The following is an 18,919-nucleotide window of genomic DNA, read 5'->3' on the forward strand; positions in this document are numbered from 1 at the left end:
TCACGATTGGGCCTTCCGTCGGGTGATCCGCAGGAATGTGAAGGACAGCACGAACGTCGCCAGCGCGAGGACCACCGACATCGCCGCCGCCAGCGGCACGTTCGGGATCGAGCTGGTGGCGTAGATGGTCATGTTCGGCGTGTAGGTGCTCGTGACCGCGCCGCTGAAGGCGCGGAAGGTCTGCGGCTCGGCCAGCAGCTGCAGGGTTCCGATGATCGACAGCACCGCCGTCAGCACGAGCGACGGACGGACGAGGGGGATCTTGATCGACCAGGCGATGCGCAACTGCCCCGCCCCGTCCAGCCGGGCCGCCTCGTACAGCTCACCCGGGATGGCCAGCAGGGTGGAGTAGATGATGAGCATGTTGTAGCCGACGAACACCCACGTGACGACGTTGGCGATCGACCACAGCACGAAGTCCGCCGACAGGAGGTCGACCTGCTGGGTGACCGCGGTGAAGGGCGACAGCCGCGGGCTGTAGAGGAACCCCCACATGATCGCGGCGATCACGCCCGGGACGGCGTACGGGACGAAGAAGGCCAGGCGGAAGAACTTCTTGCCGCGCAGGAGGGGCGAGTCCAGCAGCAGGGCGAACAACAGCGCCAGGGCCAGCATCACCGGGACCTGCACGACGCCGAACAGCAGCACGCGGCCGACGGACTCCCAGAAGACGTCGTTCTCGAAGACGCGGATGTACTGCGTCAGACCGCCGAAGACCTCACGGGCCTCACCGAAGGTGCCCTCGCGCTCGACGACGAGCATCGACTTCCAGATGGCGTAGCCGATGGGCACCAGGTAGAACGCCACGAAGAGGGCGGCGAAGGGGGCGACGAACACCGCGATCGCCCCGGCGTGGGGCGTGGGTCTGCGCCGCGGCTTCTCGCGGGTGCCGCGGGGTCCCGCGGTCACGATGGCCTCAGTTGCCATGGGTGGACTCCTCTCTGAGCACACGGACCGCTCCGGCGGGCACGGTGAGCGATCGCTCGACCACCGCTCCCGTCACGAGCTCCCGACCGTCGCCGGAGATGACGACCGGCTCGGCCGCGTGGTTGATGACGAAACGCCAGGTGGTGCGGGCGTCGGCGCTGCGACGTCGCACGATCTCCACCTGGGGCCCGGCGCCGGGCTCCGGCGTCACCCCGGCGGCGGTGGCGATCCGATCGATGAGCGCGCGGTAGCCGGCACGGTCGGGAAGGGTGGCCAGGTACCACGCGTCGCCGGATCCGTCGTCACCGCGACGCCGCGTGAGCGCGGGGCCGGTCCCGACGACGCCGCCGGCGAACCGGTCGAGGACGTCGGCGTCGTGGGCCGTCACCCGCTCGGTCCACAGGGACGCCCCCGTGCCCGACTGCAGCGTGACGACCTCGTCCGCCGCGAGCGGGGCGAACTCCTCGACGCGGATCCCGAGCAGCTCGCGCCAGGCACCGGGATATCCGCCGGGCCGCACCCGGTCGTGCTCGTCGACGATGCCGCTGTAGAAGGTGACGAGCGTGTGTGCGCCGGTGCGGACGGCGTCGTCGAGGGCGCTCGCGGCGGTGTCGTCGACGAGGTGGAGCCCCGGCACCACCACGAGGCGGTAGCCCGACAGATCCGCCCCCGGTCGCACCACGTCCGCGGTGATGCCGGCATCGCGGAGCGCACCGTGGGCCGCGTGCACCTGGGTGAGATAGTCCACCGCGGTGGACGGGCGGTTCTCCGCGTCGAAGGCCCACCACGCCTCCCAGCTGAACAGCACGGCGACCTCGGCGGTGACGGTGCTGCCCTGGACGCCGTCGAGGGCGTGGACGATCCGGCCGAGCTCCTGCACCTCGCGCCAGGCACCGCTGTCGGTGCCGGCGTGGGGAACGAGCGCGGAGTGGAACTTCTCCGCCCCCTGCAGCGACGCACGCCATTGGAAGAACGACACCCCGTCCGCTCCGCGCGCGACGTGCGTGAGGGTGTTGCGCAGCATCTCGCCCGGAGCCTTCGCGAGATTGACCGGCTGCCAGTTCACCGCGCCGGTGGAATGCTCCATCAGCAGCCACGGCGAGCCGCCGGCGAGTCCGCGGGTGAGATCCGCGGCGAACGACAGCTCGGCCGTGGGATCCGCCAGCCGCGCATCGAGGTAGTGGTCGTTGGCGACGACGTCCATCGCCGGTGCCCACGACCAGTAGTCGAGGTCGCGGATGTGGGCGGTCACCATGAAGTTGGTCGTGATCGGGACGGCGCTGTGGCGGCGGATCACCGCCGCCTCGGCGCGGTAGTGGTCCAGGAGCGCATCCGAGGAGAACCGGCGGTAGTCGAGCGTCTGCCCCGGGTTGACGGTCGAGAGCGTCGCGCGCGGGGTGAGGATCTCGGACCAGTCCGTGTAACGCTGACTCCAGAAGCTCGTACCCCACGCGGCGTTGAGCGCATCGATGTCGCCATAGCGCTCGGCGAGCCACACGCGGAAGGCCTGCGTCGAGACCCCGCAGTGGCAGTGGGCGTTGTGGCAGCCCAGCTCGTTCGACACGTGCCACAGCGCCACGGCCGGGTGATGCCCGTAGCGCTCGGCGACCGCCGCGACGAGGTCGAGTGCGGCCTCGCGGAAGACCGGAGAACTCGGGCACCAGGCCTGCCTGCCGCCGGGGTACCGGGTCGTGCCGTCGGCGACGACCGGCAGGATCTCGGGGTGCCGCGTGGTGAGCCACGGAGGGGGCGAGGACGTGCCGGTGCCGAGGTTGATGCGGATCCCCGCGTCGTGCAGCAGGCCGATGACCTCATCGAGCGCGTCGAAGCGGAATCCGCCGTCGGGACGCTGCACATCGGCCCAGCCGAAGATGTTGATCGCGACGAGGTCCACGCCGATCTCGCGCATGAGCGCGACGTCTTCGCGCCAGGTCTCAGGCGACCACTGCTCGGGGTTGTAGTCGCATCCGAAGGCCAGGCCGCGATGCACGAAGCGGGCGGAGGCGGTGTCGCGGGCAACGGCCGGGGCCGCGAACGCCTGCGTCATCGGTCGGCTCACGATTCTCCTTCGATCGGCGGTGATCAGTTGCTGTGTGCACGTGCACAGTTCTGAGCCCACGAGATGGGCTCGAACTTTCTGTGAACGTACACAGAGTGGCACGTCCATGCCGATCTGTCAACGACTCGGCCGATATGGTGGGTGCGTGCACACACCGCCCAAGCGGAAGAAGCGCGCGACCGTCCACGATGTCGCGAGCGTCGCAGGGGTGTCCCGCGGCACGGTGAGCCGCTACATCAACGGCGAGCGCTATGTCTCCTCCGCCGCGCGGGAGGCGATCGAGCAGGCCATCCGCGAGGTCGGCTACGTGCCGAACACGGCCGCCCGGAACCTGGTCATGCAGCGCAGCCAATCGGTCGGCCTCATCGTCCACGAGCCGAGCTCGCTGTTCATCGAGGATCCGAACATCGGCGAGATCCTCCTCGGTGCGAACGAGACCCTCTCCGCCGCAGATCATCAGATGGCCGTCCTCATCGTCGACTCCGAGCGCGACACCGACCGCGTCGCCCGCTATCTCTCCGGCGGGTTCGTCGAGGGGGTCGTGGTGGTGTCGGCCCGCGCCGCCGACCCGATCTCGCGCGTCATCGACCGGCTCGAGCTGCCCGCCGCGTACGTCGGGCATCCTGCAGGAGCGCCGGCCTCGGCATCCTTCGTCGTCATCGACAACCGCAGCGCCGCCCAGGCGATCACCGAGCGGCTCGTCGCCGTCGGGCGCCGCCGAATCGGCATGATCGCCGCAGCGCTGGACCGCGACTCCGGGGCCGACCGGCTCGCGGGTTTCCGCGACGCGGCCGGCGCCCTGTTCGACCCCGACCTCATCGAGCCCATCCCGCTGTACTCCTACTCGGCGGGTCGCGACGCCACGCGGCTTCTTCTCGAGCGCGCGCCGGACCTCGACGGGCTCTTCGCCGCCTCGGATGCCGTCGCCGCCGGCGCGCTGGAATCGCTGCGTGCGGCCGGGCGCCGTGTGCCCGAGGACGTGTCGGTCGTGGGGTTCGACGACAGCACGTGGGCACGGCGCACGGTGCCGGAGCTGTCCACAGTGCGCCAGCCCGCGCGCCTGCTGGGAGCGCGGGCGGCGCAGCTCGTCCTCGACCGGGTGCAGGCGGACGCCGCGCCCGAGACGGTCGAGCTCGCATGCGAGATCGTCTGGCGCGACTCCGCCTGACCGGCCGTCAGCCCTTCTCCGCTCCGGCCGTGGTGTTCATGATCCTCCGCTGGAAGATGAAGAACAGCACGGCGACGGGGATCGTCATGAGCACGGCGGCCGCCAGCTGCAACGGGAACTGGTTGCCCGAGCCCAGCTGACCCGACACGAGCGATGCCACACCCGTCGTCAGCGTGTTGAGCTCGGGGCTCTGCCGCGACACGATGAAGTGGCCGAGCTCGTTCCACGACCCCTGGAAGCTCAGGATGAAGATCGTCACGAGCGCCGGCCGGGCCATCGGGAGCACGACGCTCCAGAAGGTCCGGAACGTGCCCGCGCCGTCGATCCGCGCCGCCTCCTCGACGCTGCCGGGCAGCGAATCGAAGAACTGCTTCATGATGAACACCCCTGCCGCCGTCGACAGCAGCGGCACGATCATGCCCGCGTACGAGTCGTACATCCCGAGCTGCTGCAGGATGAGGAACCGCGGGATGAGGAGCACGACACCGGGGACGGCCAGCACGCCGATGAACGCCACGAAGACGACGGTGCGCCCGCGGAACTGGAGGCGGGACAGCGCGTAGCCGGCCATCGAGTCGAACAGCACGCGGCCGATCGTCACGCACACCGTGATGAGCAGGGTGTTGCCCGCCCACATCGTGAACGGCACGTCGGTGAACAGGCGTTCGTATGCGGCGAACGTGACCGTCTCGGGGACGAGCCCGAGGGGGTTCCGTGTCGCTTCGGCGTCGGTCTTCAACGATGCCGAGATCGAGACGATGAACGGGTAGATGTAGATCAGGGCGAGGCCGATGAGGATGAGGTAGCTCAGCCACAGCCCGCTCCTGACCTTCAGCGGCGCACGGCGGCGTCGCCGCGGGATCGCGGCCTGCGCCTCGGCTCGGGGAGCCCTGACGTCGACGCTCATGACGCGCCTCCCTTCGTCGTGGCCGAGGCCGCGACGAAGGGCTTCTCAGCGTCACCCTTGGTGGAGGGTGCCTTGAAAGCGCGCGGCTCGCGCTCCTTGAGAGCCCAGCGCTGCAACAGGGTCAGCAGGATGATGAACGCGAACAGGATGAAGGCGATCGCCGCGCCCTGTCCCCACTGCAGCTCGTTGAACGACGTCGAGTACGCCAGGAAGGCCGGGGTCGCGATCGTGCCGCCCGCGCTCGAGCCGCCGAGGACGTAGATCTGGTCGAACACCTGCCACGATCCGATGAGTCCGAGGGTCAGGACCGTGAACAGCGTCGGGCGGAGCATCGGCAGGGTGATCGAGAAGAACTTGCGCGTCGCACCCGCCCCGTCCATGAGCGCGGCTTCGTCGATCTCGGCGCCGATGTTCTGCAGGGCCGCGAGGAAGAGCAGCATGAACGTGCCCGACGTGGTGAACACGGCCAGCGTGATCAGCGACGTCATCGCCACCGACGGCCCGGCGAGCCAGTCCCACCAGCTGACGCCGAGGAGCGCCGGATCGGTCATCCCCGCCGGGGCGCCGATCCCGAGCGCGCCCGCCGCGATATGGAAGACGCCGCGCGGATCGTTGAACCAGTTGGGCCCGTTGATGCCGAAGAAGCCCAGCACCGCGTTGACCGCGCCGGACGCGGTGAACAGGAACTGGAAGACGATCACGATCGCCACCGTCGAGGTCACCGACGGGAAGTAGAACGCCGTGCGGAAGAACCCGCGTCCGCGCAGCACCGCGCGGTTGACCTGCACGGCCAGCAGCAGCGCGATCGCCGTCTGCAGCGGCACCACGAAGATCACGTAGTAGAGGTTGTTGCGCACGGCCGTGCCGAACGAGCTCTGGTCGAGCCCCGGCTCGGTCGTGATCGCGGCGTAGTTGTCGAGCCCGACGAAGTTCACGCGCGGGTTCAGGGGCGACTGGAATCCGTTCCAATCGCTCACGCTCACCCACAGCGCCAGCCCGATCGGGACGACCAGGAAGACGCTGGTGATGAGGACGGCGGGCAGGACGAAGAGCCAGCCCGCCCGGGCCTCGCCGCGACGGATGCCGCCACGGCGAGGCCTGGACAGTGCCGTACTCATCGGCTCAATCGCCCGCCTCGTCGAGCGCGGCCTGCAGGTTCTGCTGCAGCGGGCCGAGCACGGCGGAGGGGTCGGACAGTCCCGAGGTCTCGAGCGATGCGTTGAAGTCGGTGATCGCGGGCGCGCCGCCCTCGATGGCCACCGGGCTCTGCGCGTACTCCACACCCGCGACGAACGCGGCGTTGTCGGGGAACTGCTCGGCGTAGGCGGCCGATCCCGACTCGGTGGACGGGATGACCCCGAACGCCTCGGCGAACGCGATCTGCTGCTCGTCCGAGGTGAGGAACTCGATCAGGTCGATCGTGGCGTCCCGCGTCTCGGATCCGACCGGCATCCCCCAGCAGTTGCTGAAGGCGAAGGTCGCCTCGCCCGCGGGGCCCGCCGGCAGCTCGACCGTGATGTACTCGCGGTCGGGGTAGTCGTTCTCGAGCGCGCCGTTGATCCACGGTCCCTCGATGACCATCGCCGCCTTGCCGAGGCCGAAGGCCTCGCCCGCCCAGCCGGCCTCGAGGTCCTGCGGGAACTTCAGGGTGCCCGCGTCGATCATGCCCTGCACGAACTCCAGGGCCTCGGCGTTCTCGGGCGAATCGGCCACGGCCTGGTCGCCGTCCACGAGCGAGCCGCCGGCCTGCGCCATGAAGACGCCGAGCCGGGCGTACTCCCGCCCGAAGGACAGCCCGACGGTGTCGTCGTCGGTGAGCGCCTCTGCTGCCGCCGCGAGCGAGTCCCAATCGGTGGGGACGTCGGCGTCGGTGAGCCCGGCGGCCTCCCACGCCTGCGTGTCGATCTGCAGACCGAGGGTCGAGAAGTCCTTCGGCGCGCAGTAGAAGGAGCCGTCGTAGCTGAACTGCTCCTGCAGCGCGGGGAGGAACTCGCCGGTGTTGGCGAGGTCCCCGGCGTACGGCTCGATGAAGCCCTGGGCGGCATAGGTCTGGAACTGATCCCACGGCATGTAGAAGATGTCGGGCGGGTTGTTGCCCGAGAATCCCTGTCCCAGCTGCTGCACCAGGTCATTGGCGGCGATGACCTCGACGGTGTTCCCCGTCTCTTCACCCCACGCGTCCACCGCGGTCTGCACGGCCGTCGTCTCAGCGTCGCCGGACGACCCGATGAGCATGGTCAGCTCCTGACCGGACGTCTCGCCGCCGCCGCCGTCTCCTCCGCCGCCGGAGCAAGCCGATAGAGTGACCGCGAGACCGGTCGCTGCAACGACCGCGATCCATTGTGATGTCCTCACGATGTTCATCCCTTCATGTGATTGCCGGCGTCCACCGCCGGTGTCGCGTCGAACGTCAGCTGTCCCGGCGTCCGTTCGACGAGTTGGGGCACGAGGAGCCGATGCGTCGGCTCCTCGTTGCTGTCCGGGTTCGGGAGCACGTCGTCTCCCTCGGGCCCGAACAGAAGTTCCAGTGCCGCGGCGACCACGCCGTCCAGCGGCTGCTCGATGCTCGACAGGCCCACTGCGGCGGCGACGGGCGTGTCGTCGAAACCGACCACGCAGGTCTCGGGCCGTGCGGTGCCCTGCACCGCGATCAGCGCCCCGAGGGCGAGCGAGTCGCTGGCGCACACGATCGCGTCGGGCGGATCCGCCAGGCGGAGCAGCTCGGCGGCGCAGCGCGTGCCCGCGGCGACCCCGTCCTCGGCGGAGCGCGAGAGCAGCTGCGCCTCGCGATCATCCAGTCCGCTGGCGGAGCGCCAGCCGGCCGCGCGCTCGTCGCCCGTCCCTGATCCCTGCGGCCAGCCGATCCACGCGATGCGCCGCGCACCCCCCTCGCGCAGCCGCCGCACCGCCTCGGCGACTCCGCTGCGCCCGTCGACGTCGATCCAGCGATGCGGCGTGCGCCCGGCCGCGGCGCCCCATGGACGCCCGAACGCCACGAACGGCACTCCCATCTGCGACAGGGCGCCGATGCGGGGATCGTCGTGCGTGGTGGCGGTGAGCATGAAGGCGTCGACATCGGAGCCTTCGCGCAGGCGCCGGATCACCTCGACCTCGTGAGCGTGATCCTCGGCGGAGAAGACCATCACGCGCATCCCGCGGCTCTCGGCACGCTCGGTGAGCTTGTGGAGCAGGCGGTCGAGCACCGCGCCCGAGATGCCGTCGCGCCACGGGTCGATGCGCATGCCGATCGTGCCCGCCTTGCGCGTACGCAGCCGCCGCGCCGAGGCGTGGGGCCGGTAGCCCAGGTCGCGGATCGCGACCTCGACGCGGTGCCTCGTGGCCTCGCGCACGATGGCCGGCGTGTTGAGCACGTTCGAGACAGTCTGACGCGAGACGCCGGCGAGACGCGCCACGTCTTCGACCGTCGGCATCCGGCTCATCGTCGACTCCTCGTTGCCCGTCTGCGGCGACGGGTTCGGCTGATCCAGGAAGATCTTGATTTGATCGATCAAATCTGAGGTAATAGTGCCCACACATCCTCGTGGCTGTCAAGACCGCAGCCGTGGAATCCGGAAGGCGAGAACCGTGACCACCCCGCTCCAACCCCTGCTGCACGACGCGGTCGTCGTGCTGCGCGCCCCTGTCCAGGTCTGGTCGGATCGCACCGGCACCCTCGGCGACGGCGCCATCGACGGCGTCTACGCCGGTGACTGCCGCCTGGTCCGCGCGGCCCGCATCGAGGTCGGCGGACGCACCCCCGAGCACATCGCCACCGGTCTGCCCGGCAGCGATCGCGCGCGCTTCGACCACCTGCTGCGAGAGCTCGACGACGCCACCCCCGACCCCGGCGTGCGCCTGGTGGTGCATCGCGAGGTCGACGGCACGGGATGGAGCGAGAGCCTCGTCCTCGACAACCGCCGCCCCATCACCCTCACCACGACGGTGGCGGTGCGGATCACCCCCGAGCAGACACCCATGGACGTGGTCAAGCTCGGCCGGCGCGGGGTTGCGGCATCCGCTCGCATGGACGGCGACGCAGCGACGTGGTCGTCCCCCGACCTCGACGCCGCGCTGTCGGCGACGGGGCTCGAGATCGCGCTCGACGGCGGCGACATCGTCCTGCGCGCCGACGTCGCCGTCCCCGCGGACGCGTCGATCACGCTGGGCTGGCGGCTCGACGTGGTCGATCGCGCTCCCGTCGTCGGTCCCGCGACGGGAGTCGCCCCCTGGGCTCTCCCGGTCGTCGACGGTCCCGACGACCGACTCGCCCGCTGGGTCTCGCGCGCGCTCGACGACCTCGATGCACTGCGCATGACGGCGCAGGGGGGCGCCGAGCAGTTCATCGCCGCGGGCGCACCCTGGTTCTTCACGCTGTTCGGTCGCGATTCGCTCTGGACGGCCCGCTTCCTGCTGCCGCTGGGCACCGATCTCGCGCGCGACACGCTGCGGGTTCTCGCGGGCCTGCAGGGCACACGCATGGACGACCTGACCGCGCAGGAGCCGGGCAAGATCATGCACGAACTGCGCCGCGCGGGCGTCTCGCTCGACGAGGACGGGGCCGAGCTGCCCCCGCTGTACTACGGGACCGTCGACGCGACGCCGCTGTGGATCCTGCTGCTGCACGACGCGTGGGAGTGGGGCCTGGCCGACGACGACGTGCGCGCGCTGGTGCCGACCCTCCGCGGCACCCTGGCGTGGATGCGCGACCACGGCGACGCCGACGGCGACGGCCTGCTCGAGTACATCGACCGCGCCGGCACGGGCCTGGCCAACCAGGGGTGGAAGGATTCCGGCGACTCCATCCAGTGGAAGGACGGCACCCTCGCCGAGGGACCGGTCGCCCTCGCCGAGGTGCAGGGGTACGCGTACGAGGCGGCGATGGCCGGCGCGCGGCTGCTCGACGCGTTCGGTGACGACCCCGCCGAGGCCGAGACCTGGCGCGCGTGGGCGGAGGCTCTGCGCGGACGCTTCCACGAGGCCTTCTGGGTGCAGGACGAGCGCGGGGCATACCCGGCCATCGCCCTCGACGGCGGCAAGCGTCCCGTCGACACCGTCACGTCCAACATCGGGCACCTGCTGGGCACGGGACTGCTCGACGACGCACAGGTGGACGAGGTCGTCGCGCGACTCACCGACCCGACGATGGACAGCGGCTACGGTCTGCGCACCATGTCGACCGCCTCCGCGCGCTACTGGCCGCTGAGCTACCACGGCGGATCGGTGTGGACCCACGACACGGCGATCGTGATCCGCGGCATGGTGCGCGCGGGGCGCGCGGCGGCGGCCGCACCGCTCGTGCAGGGCCTGCTGCGGGCGGCGACAGCCTTCGAGTTCCGGATGCCGGAGCTGCACTCCGGGGACGGCGTGGACGACACCGCGACACCTGTCCCCTATCCCGCCGCGTGCCGCCCGCAGGCCTGGTCGGCGGCGGCCGCCGTCGAGGTGCTCGCCGCGGTCACCGGGCTGCGGCCCGGGGCCGACGGCGTGCGCACCGCCCCCATGCCCGGCTTCGAGGGCATCCGGGTGACGGGGCTGCCGCGCGCGGAGCGCTGACGCCGCAGTCCCACACGGAGTGCGTGAGGCCCGGCATCCGATGGGGATGCCGGGCCTCACGGTCTCACGGGACGTCCTATGTCACGGGACCCCTCACTTCACCTTGACCTTCACCTGGGCGGTGGTCGTCGCGGAGGTTCCCGCGGCGTTGACCAGTTCGCCCGTGTAGACGTAGGTGCCGTTGTCGCGTCCGGCGATCTCGACGGTCGCGACCTGCGCGTTCGGCGAGTCCGGCGAGAGCAGCTGCGTCGAGATGAGCTCGCCGTTCTCGTACAGACGGAACACCGACGCGTTGGTGCCGCGGTGCACGTCCATCGAGACGGTGTAGAACCCGTCCTTCCGGCCGTCGTGGATGGTGAGGACGCCGCGCGCCGGGGCCTGGTCGGCACCCTCGTCCTCGTACACCAGCAACTGCACCGTCTTGACGGCGACGAGACCGTCGTGGTTGACCGCCCGCACCGTGTAGGTGTGGGTGCCGGCGAGTCCGGCCAGGTCGATCATGTCACCGGGCGCGACGGGTTCGCCGTCGAACGCGATGTCGAGGTTGCGGATGCCGGACTCCGGGTCCTCGGCGACGGCCGCCACGGTGAGCGACCCGCTGTCGGCCAGCAGGGTCCCGTCGGCGGGCATCCCCGAGATCACCGGAGCGGTGTCGTCCGAGCCGCCGGCCGGAGCGCCGGTGACGGCGATGGACGGCAGCGGGGCCGCATCCATCCCCTCCCCGATGAAGAAGCTCGGGTGCGGCGGCTGGTTGTACCCGGTGTTCTGCCACGCCACGGCGACCCGGTACTGCAGGTCGTGCATGAGCGTGGGGATCCGGATGCCGGTTTCGGCGGTGGTGGAGTAGATCCGCAGCTCCGACGAATCCGCCGAGCGCCACGCGATCTCTTCGCGCCAGTCGCCGAAGAGGTCGCCCTGGACGTTCGGAGTGCCCTTCGTGCCGTTGTTGGAGCGCGCTCCCTCGTCGGCAAGGATCACCTCTTCCGTCCCGGTCTCCCAGTTCCACTTCGAGATCGTGGGATACCCCTGGTAGGCGGCCTCGTCGAAGCTGTGATCGACGATCTCGCGGAGCGGGTCGCCGTCGAACCAGGCGAGGAAGTTGGCGGCAGGGATGCTGCTGCCGATCCGCTCGCCCGAGGCCGACATCAGGTAGCCCTCCCGGGTGTTCCAGGCGGCGTCGCCGCCGACGGCCCATCCCTCGGCGCCGTCGTGACGCGGGTCGATGTCGCCTGCGGCTGCGCGGCCCGTGTCGCGGTCGGCGGGGATGTCCCACAGGATCTCACCGGTGCGCGCGTCGCGCATGGTGGCGCCGCGGTTGCCGGACGCGGTCATGTTCTCGTGCGCGGAGAAGATCTCCAGGCCCGGGCGGGACGGATCGAGATCCGAGACGTGCTGCGCGTCGCCGTGGCCGAGGCCGGTGGCGTAGAGCAGTTCGCCGTCGTCGTCGATCGTGGCGGATCCGAAGACCACCTCGTCCTTGCTGTCGCCGTCGACGTCCGCGACCGACAGCGAGTGGTACCCCTCGCCGTACAGCCCCTCCATTCCCTCGTCGTTCGAGTCGGCGACCCAGCGCTCGCTGAGCTGCCGGCCGTCGAAGTCGTACGCGGCCACCACCGCGCGGGTGTAGTACCCGCGGCTGAAGATCGCGCTCGGCTTCTCGCCGTCGAGGTAGGCCACGCCCGCCAGGAACCGGTCAACCCGGTTGCCGTAGGTGTCGCCCCACGAGCCGACGTCGCCCCGCGCGGGGGTGTAGTCGATCGTGTCGAGGGCCGCTCCGGTCTCGCCGTCGAAGACGGTGAGGTACTCCGGGCCGGTGAGGACGTATCCCGAGCTGTTGCGGTGGTCGGCGCTGGCGTTGCCGATCGGCTGACCGACGCCGTCGATCGTGCCGTCGCCGGTCTTCACGATCATCTCGCTGGACCCGTCGCCGTCGAAGTCGTACACCATGTGGTGCGTGTAGTGCGCTCCGGCGCGGATGTTCACGCCCAGATCGACCCGCCACAGCCGCGTGCCGTCGAGGCGGTACGCGTCGAGGTACACGTTGCCGGTGTAGCCCGCCTGCGAGTTGTCCTTCGCGTTGGACGGGTACCACTTCACGATGTACTCGTACGTCCCGTCGCCGTCCACGTCGCCGACGCTGACGTCGTTCGCCGAGTACGAGTAGGGCTGGCCGTCCTTCGTGTACGCGTCCGCGGGCTTCTGCAGCGGAAGCGACAGGTAGGCCGAGGACTGCACGCCGAACGCGTCGGTCTCGGTGGTCTCGACGTCGTTCAGCACCTTCGTGATGAAGTAGGTCGAGTCCGCATCGCCGTCGGCGTCCCGCAGGTTCGTCGAGTCCGTGACGGGCTCGTCGGTGATCCGGTCGCCGTCGCGGTAGACGTGGAAGGCCACGGATGCCGGGTCGGTGCCCAGCAGTCGCCAGGTGACGAGGTTGCCCTCATCGGTGGCCATCGCGTGACCCGCGCGGTCGAGGTACTCCGCCTGCCGCTGCAGGACGGTGACCGCCTCGGTGGCCAGCTGATCGGATGCCGGTCCTGTGCCGCCCGCGTTCACCGCGATCACCGTGTAGTAGTACGGGATCGTGGTGAGCACATCGGCGGCGTCGACGAACCGGTTGGTCTCGGCGATGCCGACCAGGTCGCCCTGCTCGCCTTCCACCTCGGAGCGGAACACCAGGTAGGACAGGGCCGAGACCGGCTCCGCCCACGAGATCTCGATCTCGCGCTCCTCGATGCGCTCCACGCCCAGGTTGGTCGGTGCGGTGGGGGCTTCGACGTCGGGGTCGACGAACGACACCTCCACCTCGGGCGACGGCACCGACTCGAGGTCGGTCTGGTCGACCGCGGTGACGTAGTAGGTGTAGTCGAGTCCGACGCGTGCCGTGGTGTCGGCGTACTCCGGCTCGGTCGTCGATGCGACCTTCACCGGGTCGGCGTCGAACGGCGACTGGCGGTAGACGTTCCACGACAGGTCGGGTTCGGCATCCCACGCCAGCGACACGCTCGGCGCCGCCGGGTCGGTGTCCACCGACACCGCCTCGAGCCCGGTCGGGCCGAGGAGGATCGGCGTGACCTCGAGGCCGTTGAAACGTGTGCCCGACGCGGCGCCGTACGCCTCGACGTTGAGCTGCCCGTCGGTGACGAGGAACGGTCCGCGGAGGGTCTCGTTGACGCTGCCGCGGCCGGCGTTGCCGGAGCCCGCCTCCTTGCCCTCGATCCGGAAGCTGGTGCGGCTGCTGCCGATCCAGTCTCCGGAGTACGTCTTCACCGAGTACGTGCCGTTGGGCACATCCAGGCTGAACGTGCCGCCGTCGCCCGGCAGCAGGAAGTCGCGCACGAGGTCGTTGGCCGCTCCCCCGGCATCCCCGCGGTCACGACCGCCCCATCCGGCGCGGTCGACGCCGTAGCCGCGCTCGGCCGAGTACACCATCTGGTCGGTGACCTCGGTATAGCCGGGCATCAGCGGGTTGCCGGTCAGCTGGAGGTCGAACTTGTACAGCGCCTGCTTCGTGGTGAAGGTGACCACGTTGCTGGGCTCGGAGTCGCCCCGGCCGTTGACGGCCACCACCTGATACCGGTAACCGGTGCCCTCGGCCAGTCCCTGCACGATGGAGCTCGTCTGGGTGACCATGCCCACGAGCGCCCAGGCGGGGTCGGGGTCGGCGACGGCCTGACGGTAGATCTTGTAGATGTCCGCCGTGGGCGCGGCTTCCCACCGCAGGGTGGCGCCGCCGTTGCTGATCGCGCCGGCGACGAGGTTCTCGGGTGCCGGGGGCACCTCGGCGGGCGGTTCGATGTCGACGACGTCCTCGGCGAGCGGGTCGGCCAGGTCGGCGACGTCCTGCGCGATGAGGCGGGCCATCTGGATGGCGCCGTACTCCTGGAAGTGCGTGTCGTCGACGGTGCCCGCGGGACGGTTCGGGAACACGCCCGGATCCACGTGCAGGAAGACCGCCTTGGCCGCCTCGGGACCGATCTCGTTCAGGTACGCACGGGACGAGGCCGACAGGTCGACCAGGAGGACGTCCTCCTCGACGGCGAGCTCGGTCATCTTCGCCACGTACTCCGGGAAGCTGACGTTGAACTGGCCCGTCTCGGGGTCGAAGCTGCGACGTGAGACCGGGGTGACCAACACAGGGGTGCCGCCGCGCTGGCGGGTGCCCTCGACGTAGACCCGCAGGTACTCCTTGTAGTCCTCCGGGCTGGCGTAGCGATCGTCGACCCCCTGAGTGGCGTCGTTGTGGCCGAACTGGATGAACTGGTAGTCGCCCGGGCGGATCGCGCGCAGGATCTCGTCGAGCCGGCCCTGCGTGATGAAGTTCTTCGACGACCGCCCGCCGATCGCGTGGTTGGCGAAGGCGATGTCGTCGGCGAAGAACCGGTCGATCATCTGACCCCAGCCCGCCTGCGGGGCGTACGCGATCGGGTCGTAGGTCTGCACCGTCGAATCGCCCGAGATGTACACCGTCGGGATCGCTCCGGCCAGCCGCTGCGGCATCCGGGTGATCGTCAGCGCGTTGAGGGATGCCGCGTCTCCGCCGAACTGCAGCGTGAGACGGCCGTCCACCAGCGCGATCGGGAACGACATCTCGAGGTACGAGCCCGCAGCCTGCGGGTTGGCCTGCACCTTGGCGATCGACTCGGCCGTGACCGTGGTCGTGGTGGGGCTGATCTCGTCACCCGCGACGAGCTGGACCGAGTAGTCGCCCGCTCCCAGGTCGACCTCGAAGGTGGATCCCGCCACGGCGACGAAGTCGCTGCGGAGCGCGTCGTCGGTGCCGCGGTCGACGTCGGCGCCCTCGGCGGGCGCGGTCGTGAACCCGTAGCCCCATTCCTCGAGGTAGCCGGTCGCGGCGGTCACCGGCAGCGCGCCGTCGGTGACCGCGCCCGGACCGAAGTCGAACGTGACCGTATCGCCCTCGGGCAGCGGGTCGGGTGCGACGTAGACGGCCGAGTCGACGGTCGCCGCAGCCGAACCGGCGGCGTTGCTCGCCGTCACCCGGTAGGTCCACGCCTGGTCGGTGTCGACACCGCTGTCGGTGTAGCCGGGCACGTCGAGCGTCGCCAGGGGGACGAAGTCCTCGGTGCCGACGGCGGCGCGCGCGACGGCGTACGACTCGGCGTTCGCGACCGCCGACCACGTCAGCGACACGGAGTCGGTCGTGACGGCGGCCACGGCGAGGTCGGAGGGAGCCTCGGGACGCGCGAGTTCGGGGATCTCGCCGCTCAGCACGCTCGCGCTCTGAGCCGACGCGCGGTCGTATGCCGAGACGGCGACGACGGCGTAGGCGTACGAGCCGCCGACCGTCACGGTGGTGTCGGTGAACGCGGCGTCCGCGACGTCCGCGGCGATCGGGGCGAACTCGCCCACCGAATCGCCGGCGACGTCGGCGCGGAGCACGGTGTAGGTCGCGGCATCCGCCACCTGGTCCCACGTCAGCGCGACGCCGTTCCAGGCGACGCTCGTGATGGTGGTTCCGGTGGGCGCGTCGGGAACGACGGGCTCGACCTCGATGCCGTTGATGTAGGTGCCCAGACCCGTTCCGGTCAGGGTGATGTCGAGACGCCCGTCGGTCACCTCGGCGCGGAAGGTGCGCTCGGCGTTGCCGCCTCCGGGGCTGGTGAAGCGCGTGCCGTCGCCGTCCTCGAGGGCGACCGTGGCGTTGGTGGTCGACGTGCCGGGCAGGGCATCGCCGATCGAGACGGTGACGTCGTAGACGTCTGCGGGGACGTCGACGGCGAACTTCCATGCCGTCGAGGCGAGGAAGTCGCCGAGCATGGGATCGGGGTTGCTGCCGGTGCGGTCGCGCGAGAACAGCGCGCTGCCGGTCACCTCCACGATGCCGTATCCCGCCTCCTCGGTGTAGAGCGTGGTCGCGTCGACCTCGTTCCAGCCGTCGGCGACCGGGCTCGTTCCCGTGCCGAAGTCGAACAGGTACGCCCCGTTCTCGTCGGGCTCGAGAGCGGCGGCCGCACCGGCGGGCACGGCGGCCAGCAGTGCGCCGACGACAGCGGCGGCGGTGGCGGCGGCGGTGATCCGCCGGCCCTGGACGGTCGTGCGGCGGGGCGGCGCGAACGCCACGTGCTCGTGTCTGACGGCTTGCGGCCGCTCGGACGGATAGGGCACGGTTCCTCCTTGTGTCTGCATCGGCAAAGGAGCGACGACGTCGCTGCGGTGCGGCGTCTCTCGCGGTGAACCGGGCGCGTACGGACTCGAGCCCTGAGGTGTCGTTCCCGCCGGCGGCCCGGTGGGAGCAACTCGCCGGAAAACGCATTCCCAGCGAACGCTCAGAAGTCTCGCATGGACGGGTCGGGATTGGCAAGGGCTTTCCCGAAACGTTTTCCCCGCGGCGGCCGCCGGGTTGCGCAGGCGTGGACGCGTGGCCTAACCTCAGCCGCGAAACGTTTCTGTGTCCACGCCGGCGTGATTACGGACCTCGCCGGCAGGGGACGACCCGCGTCCGCGCGGGCGGCGGCCCGGGCCGCCGGCACCGGCCGTTCCGCGGTGCGCCGCGGGCGGCCACCGTACGATGAAGGCACCCGCAGCGGGTGAAGCGACGAAGCGAGGGCGAGGCGATGAAGCGAGTCGGCATCCGTGACGTCGCCGAGCACGCGGGGGTCTCGATCAGCACCGTCTCGAACGCGCTCAACCGCCCCGGCACCGTCAGCGAGCAGCTCGTGACCCGCGTGCGGTCGGCTGCGGACCAGCTCGGCTACGTCCCGCTCCAGGCGGCGCAGCAGCTGCGGGCCGGGCGCAGCGGCCTCCTCGGCATGACCGTCATCAACATCGCAAACCCGTTCTTCGCCGAGATGGTCGCCGGCGCCGAAGACGCCGCCTCGGCTGCCGGCATGCGGGTGCTCGTCGGCAACAGCAGCGACGACGCCGGCAAGGAGCGGGACCACCTCGAGCTGTTCGAGCGCGTGCAGGTCGAAGGCGCGCTGGTCAGCCCGTTCGGGCAGACCCGGCCGTGGCTGGACAGACTCCGCCGCCGCGGCATCCCCGTCGTCCTCGTCGACGCCGTCGACGACACCGGGCAATCGCCGTCGGTGTCGTTCGACGATGTCGCCGGCGGCCGGCTCGCCGCCGAGCATCTGCTGTCGACCGGACGTCGGCGCCTCGCGTTCGTCGGCGCCCGGGAAGAGGTGCGGCAGGTGCGGGAGCGGCTCGCCGGCGCCCGCGCGGCGGTCGCCGCCCATCCCGGCGCGACGATCGAGCCGATCTGGACCCGCCGGACCACGTCGGAGCTCGGCCGCGCCTTCGGCGAGCAGATCGCCGACCGCTCCCCCGGCGACCGACCCGACGGCATCGTGACCTCCAACGACCATCTCGCGATCGGCCTGCTGCACGGTCTGGTCACGCGCGGCGTGCGCGTGCCCGAGGACATCGCGGTCGTGGGATACGACGACATCGAGTTCGCAGCGATCGCCGCCGTCCCGCTCACCTCGGTCCGTCAGCCCGCGCGAGAGATGGGCCGCACCGCGGCGGAGATGCTCCTGGCCCGCGTGAACGGCGACGACCACCAACAGCTCGGAAGCGTCGTCTACCAGCCCGAGCTCATCGTGCGCGCCTCGACCGGCGGGCACGCCTGATCAGCTGACCAGCTGCGAGCCCTTCGCCGGGCGGTCGCCGTCGCGGCGTTCGATGGCCCGCAGCGAGCGGGCGACGAACGCGGCGATGCGTCGCGCGCCCCGCTCATGGAAGTGGGTGTCGTCGGCGACGCCGTCGGGCCAGGCCGGGTGCTCACCGGGCGCGAAGTGCGTGAGCAGATCCCGGGATGCCGCGGGTCCGAGATCCTCGTACAGCCACGTCGTGAATACGGTGAGATCGATGAGGGGCACGTCGAGCTCGTGCGCGAGGTCCCGCACCGCGTTGGGGTAGTCGCCATGAGTGGGCACGACCCGCTCCGGGTCGCCGTCGTGATCGAACCATCGCCGCTCGCACGACGTGCACAGCACCGGCAGGGCGCCGCGCTCGCGGACGTCCGCGACGAACCCGGCGAGCCGCTCGCGGTACCCGCCGCGCGCGTCGAGCGCAGGATCCTTCTGGTCGTTGTGGCCGAACTGGATGACGACGGTGTCTCCGGCGACGACCTCGGACAGCAGTGACGGCCACGACCCCGCCTCGACGAACGACGCCGTCGTCGCCCCGCCGAAGGCGAGGTTGCGCACCGGCGCGTCCACGTGATCCGCGAGGTACGAGCCCCAGCCGGTGAGCGGCAGCTCCGCCGGCTGGGGCGGTGCCACCGTCGAGTCGCCCGCCAGGTGATAGGTCATCGTGGTCTTCCCGTTCCTTCTCGGGGGATGGC

At 70.6% G+C, this 18,919-nt stretch carries 11 protein-coding genes; 3 read left to right on the top strand and 8 right to left on the bottom strand.

Annotation, left to right across the window (positions count from 1 at the left end):
- Positions 1 to 927: a carbohydrate ABC transporter permease gene (locus tag NFR93_RS08490; RefSeq protein WP_251451983.1), complete on the bottom strand. Its 927-nt coding sequence runs from the start codon at positions 925 to 927 to the stop codon at positions 1 to 3.
- Positions 917 to 2,974, bottom strand: a complete 2,058-nt coding sequence (locus tag NFR93_RS08495; RefSeq protein WP_251452999.1) for a beta-galactosidase — start codon at positions 2,972 to 2,974, stop codon at positions 917 to 919. Before NFR93_RS08495 ends, NFR93_RS08490 begins: the two co-directional genes overlap by 11 nt.
- A gap of 157 nt (positions 2,975 to 3,131) precedes the next feature.
- Here NFR93_RS08495 and NFR93_RS08500 point away from each other — a divergent pair, with 157 nt between their 5' ends.
- Positions 3,132 to 4,154, top strand: a complete 1,023-nt coding sequence (locus tag NFR93_RS08500) for a LacI family DNA-binding transcriptional regulator (RefSeq protein ID WP_251451986.1) — start codon at positions 3,132 to 3,134, stop codon at positions 4,152 to 4,154.
- Positions 4,155 to 4,161: 7 nt separating this feature from the next.
- On the opposite strand, the gene NFR93_RS08505 is transcribed toward NFR93_RS08500, so the two are convergent.
- Genes NFR93_RS08505 through NFR93_RS08520 form a run of 4 tightly spaced genes read right to left on the bottom strand, consistent with a single transcriptional unit; the run spans position 4,162 to position 8,573 of the window.
- Positions 4,162 to 5,061 carry a carbohydrate ABC transporter permease gene (locus NFR93_RS08505; RefSeq protein ID WP_251451989.1) on the bottom strand — a complete coding sequence of 300 codons (900 nt, stop codon included), beginning with the start codon at positions 5,059 to 5,061 and terminating at the stop codon, positions 4,162 to 4,164.
- Positions 5,058 to 6,179 (bottom strand): carbohydrate ABC transporter permease, encoded by a 1,122-nt coding sequence (locus NFR93_RS08510; RefSeq protein ID WP_251451992.1) that lies wholly within the window; start codon positions 6,177 to 6,179, stop codon positions 5,058 to 5,060. Before NFR93_RS08510 ends, NFR93_RS08505 begins: the two co-directional genes overlap by 4 nt.
- Before the next feature lie 4 nt (positions 6,180 to 6,183).
- The gene (locus tag NFR93_RS08515) at positions 6,184 to 7,425 is read right to left on the bottom strand and encodes a sugar ABC transporter substrate-binding protein (RefSeq protein WP_251451995.1); all 1,242 of its coding nucleotides are present in this window, start codon (positions 7,423 to 7,425) and stop codon (positions 6,184 to 6,186) included.
- Positions 7,422 to 8,573 (bottom strand): LacI family DNA-binding transcriptional regulator, encoded by a 1,152-nt coding sequence (locus NFR93_RS08520; RefSeq protein WP_251451998.1) that lies wholly within the window; start codon positions 8,571 to 8,573, stop codon positions 7,422 to 7,424. Before NFR93_RS08520 ends, NFR93_RS08515 begins: the two co-directional genes overlap by 4 nt.
- A gap of 73 nt (positions 8,574 to 8,646) precedes the next feature.
- Between NFR93_RS08520 and NFR93_RS08525 the strand changes: the two genes are divergently transcribed.
- Positions 8,647 to 10,614 (top strand): MGH1-like glycoside hydrolase domain-containing protein, encoded by a 1,968-nt coding sequence (locus tag NFR93_RS08525; protein ID WP_251452001.1) that lies wholly within the window; start codon positions 8,647 to 8,649, stop codon positions 10,612 to 10,614.
- Positions 10,615 to 10,707: 93 nt separating this feature from the next.
- Here the strand turns inward: NFR93_RS08525 and NFR93_RS16060 are convergent, their stop codons facing one another.
- Positions 10,708 to 16,740 (bottom strand): rhamnogalacturonan lyase family protein, encoded by a 6,033-nt coding sequence (locus NFR93_RS16060; RefSeq protein ID WP_353049906.1) that lies wholly within the window; start codon positions 16,738 to 16,740, stop codon positions 10,708 to 10,710.
- 422 nt (positions 16,741 to 17,162) lie between these two features.
- Here NFR93_RS16060 and NFR93_RS08540 point away from each other — a divergent pair, with 422 nt between their 5' ends.
- Positions 17,163 to 18,203: a LacI family DNA-binding transcriptional regulator gene (locus tag NFR93_RS08540; protein WP_251452004.1), complete on the top strand. Its 1,041-nt coding sequence runs from the start codon at positions 17,163 to 17,165 to the stop codon at positions 18,201 to 18,203.
- Here the strand turns inward: NFR93_RS08540 and NFR93_RS08545 are convergent, their stop codons facing one another.
- Positions 18,204 to 18,887: a rhamnogalacturonan acetylesterase gene (locus NFR93_RS08545; protein ID WP_251452006.1), complete on the bottom strand. Its 684-nt coding sequence runs from the start codon at positions 18,885 to 18,887 to the stop codon at positions 18,204 to 18,206.
- Positions 18,888 to 18,919 lie beyond the last annotated feature (32 nt).

Origin of the sequence: Microbacterium sp. Marseille-Q6648, from assembly GCF_943181415.1 — a bacterium.
In the GTDB taxonomy this organism is placed as follows: Bacteria; Actinomycetota; Actinomycetes; order Actinomycetales; family Microbacteriaceae; genus Microbacterium.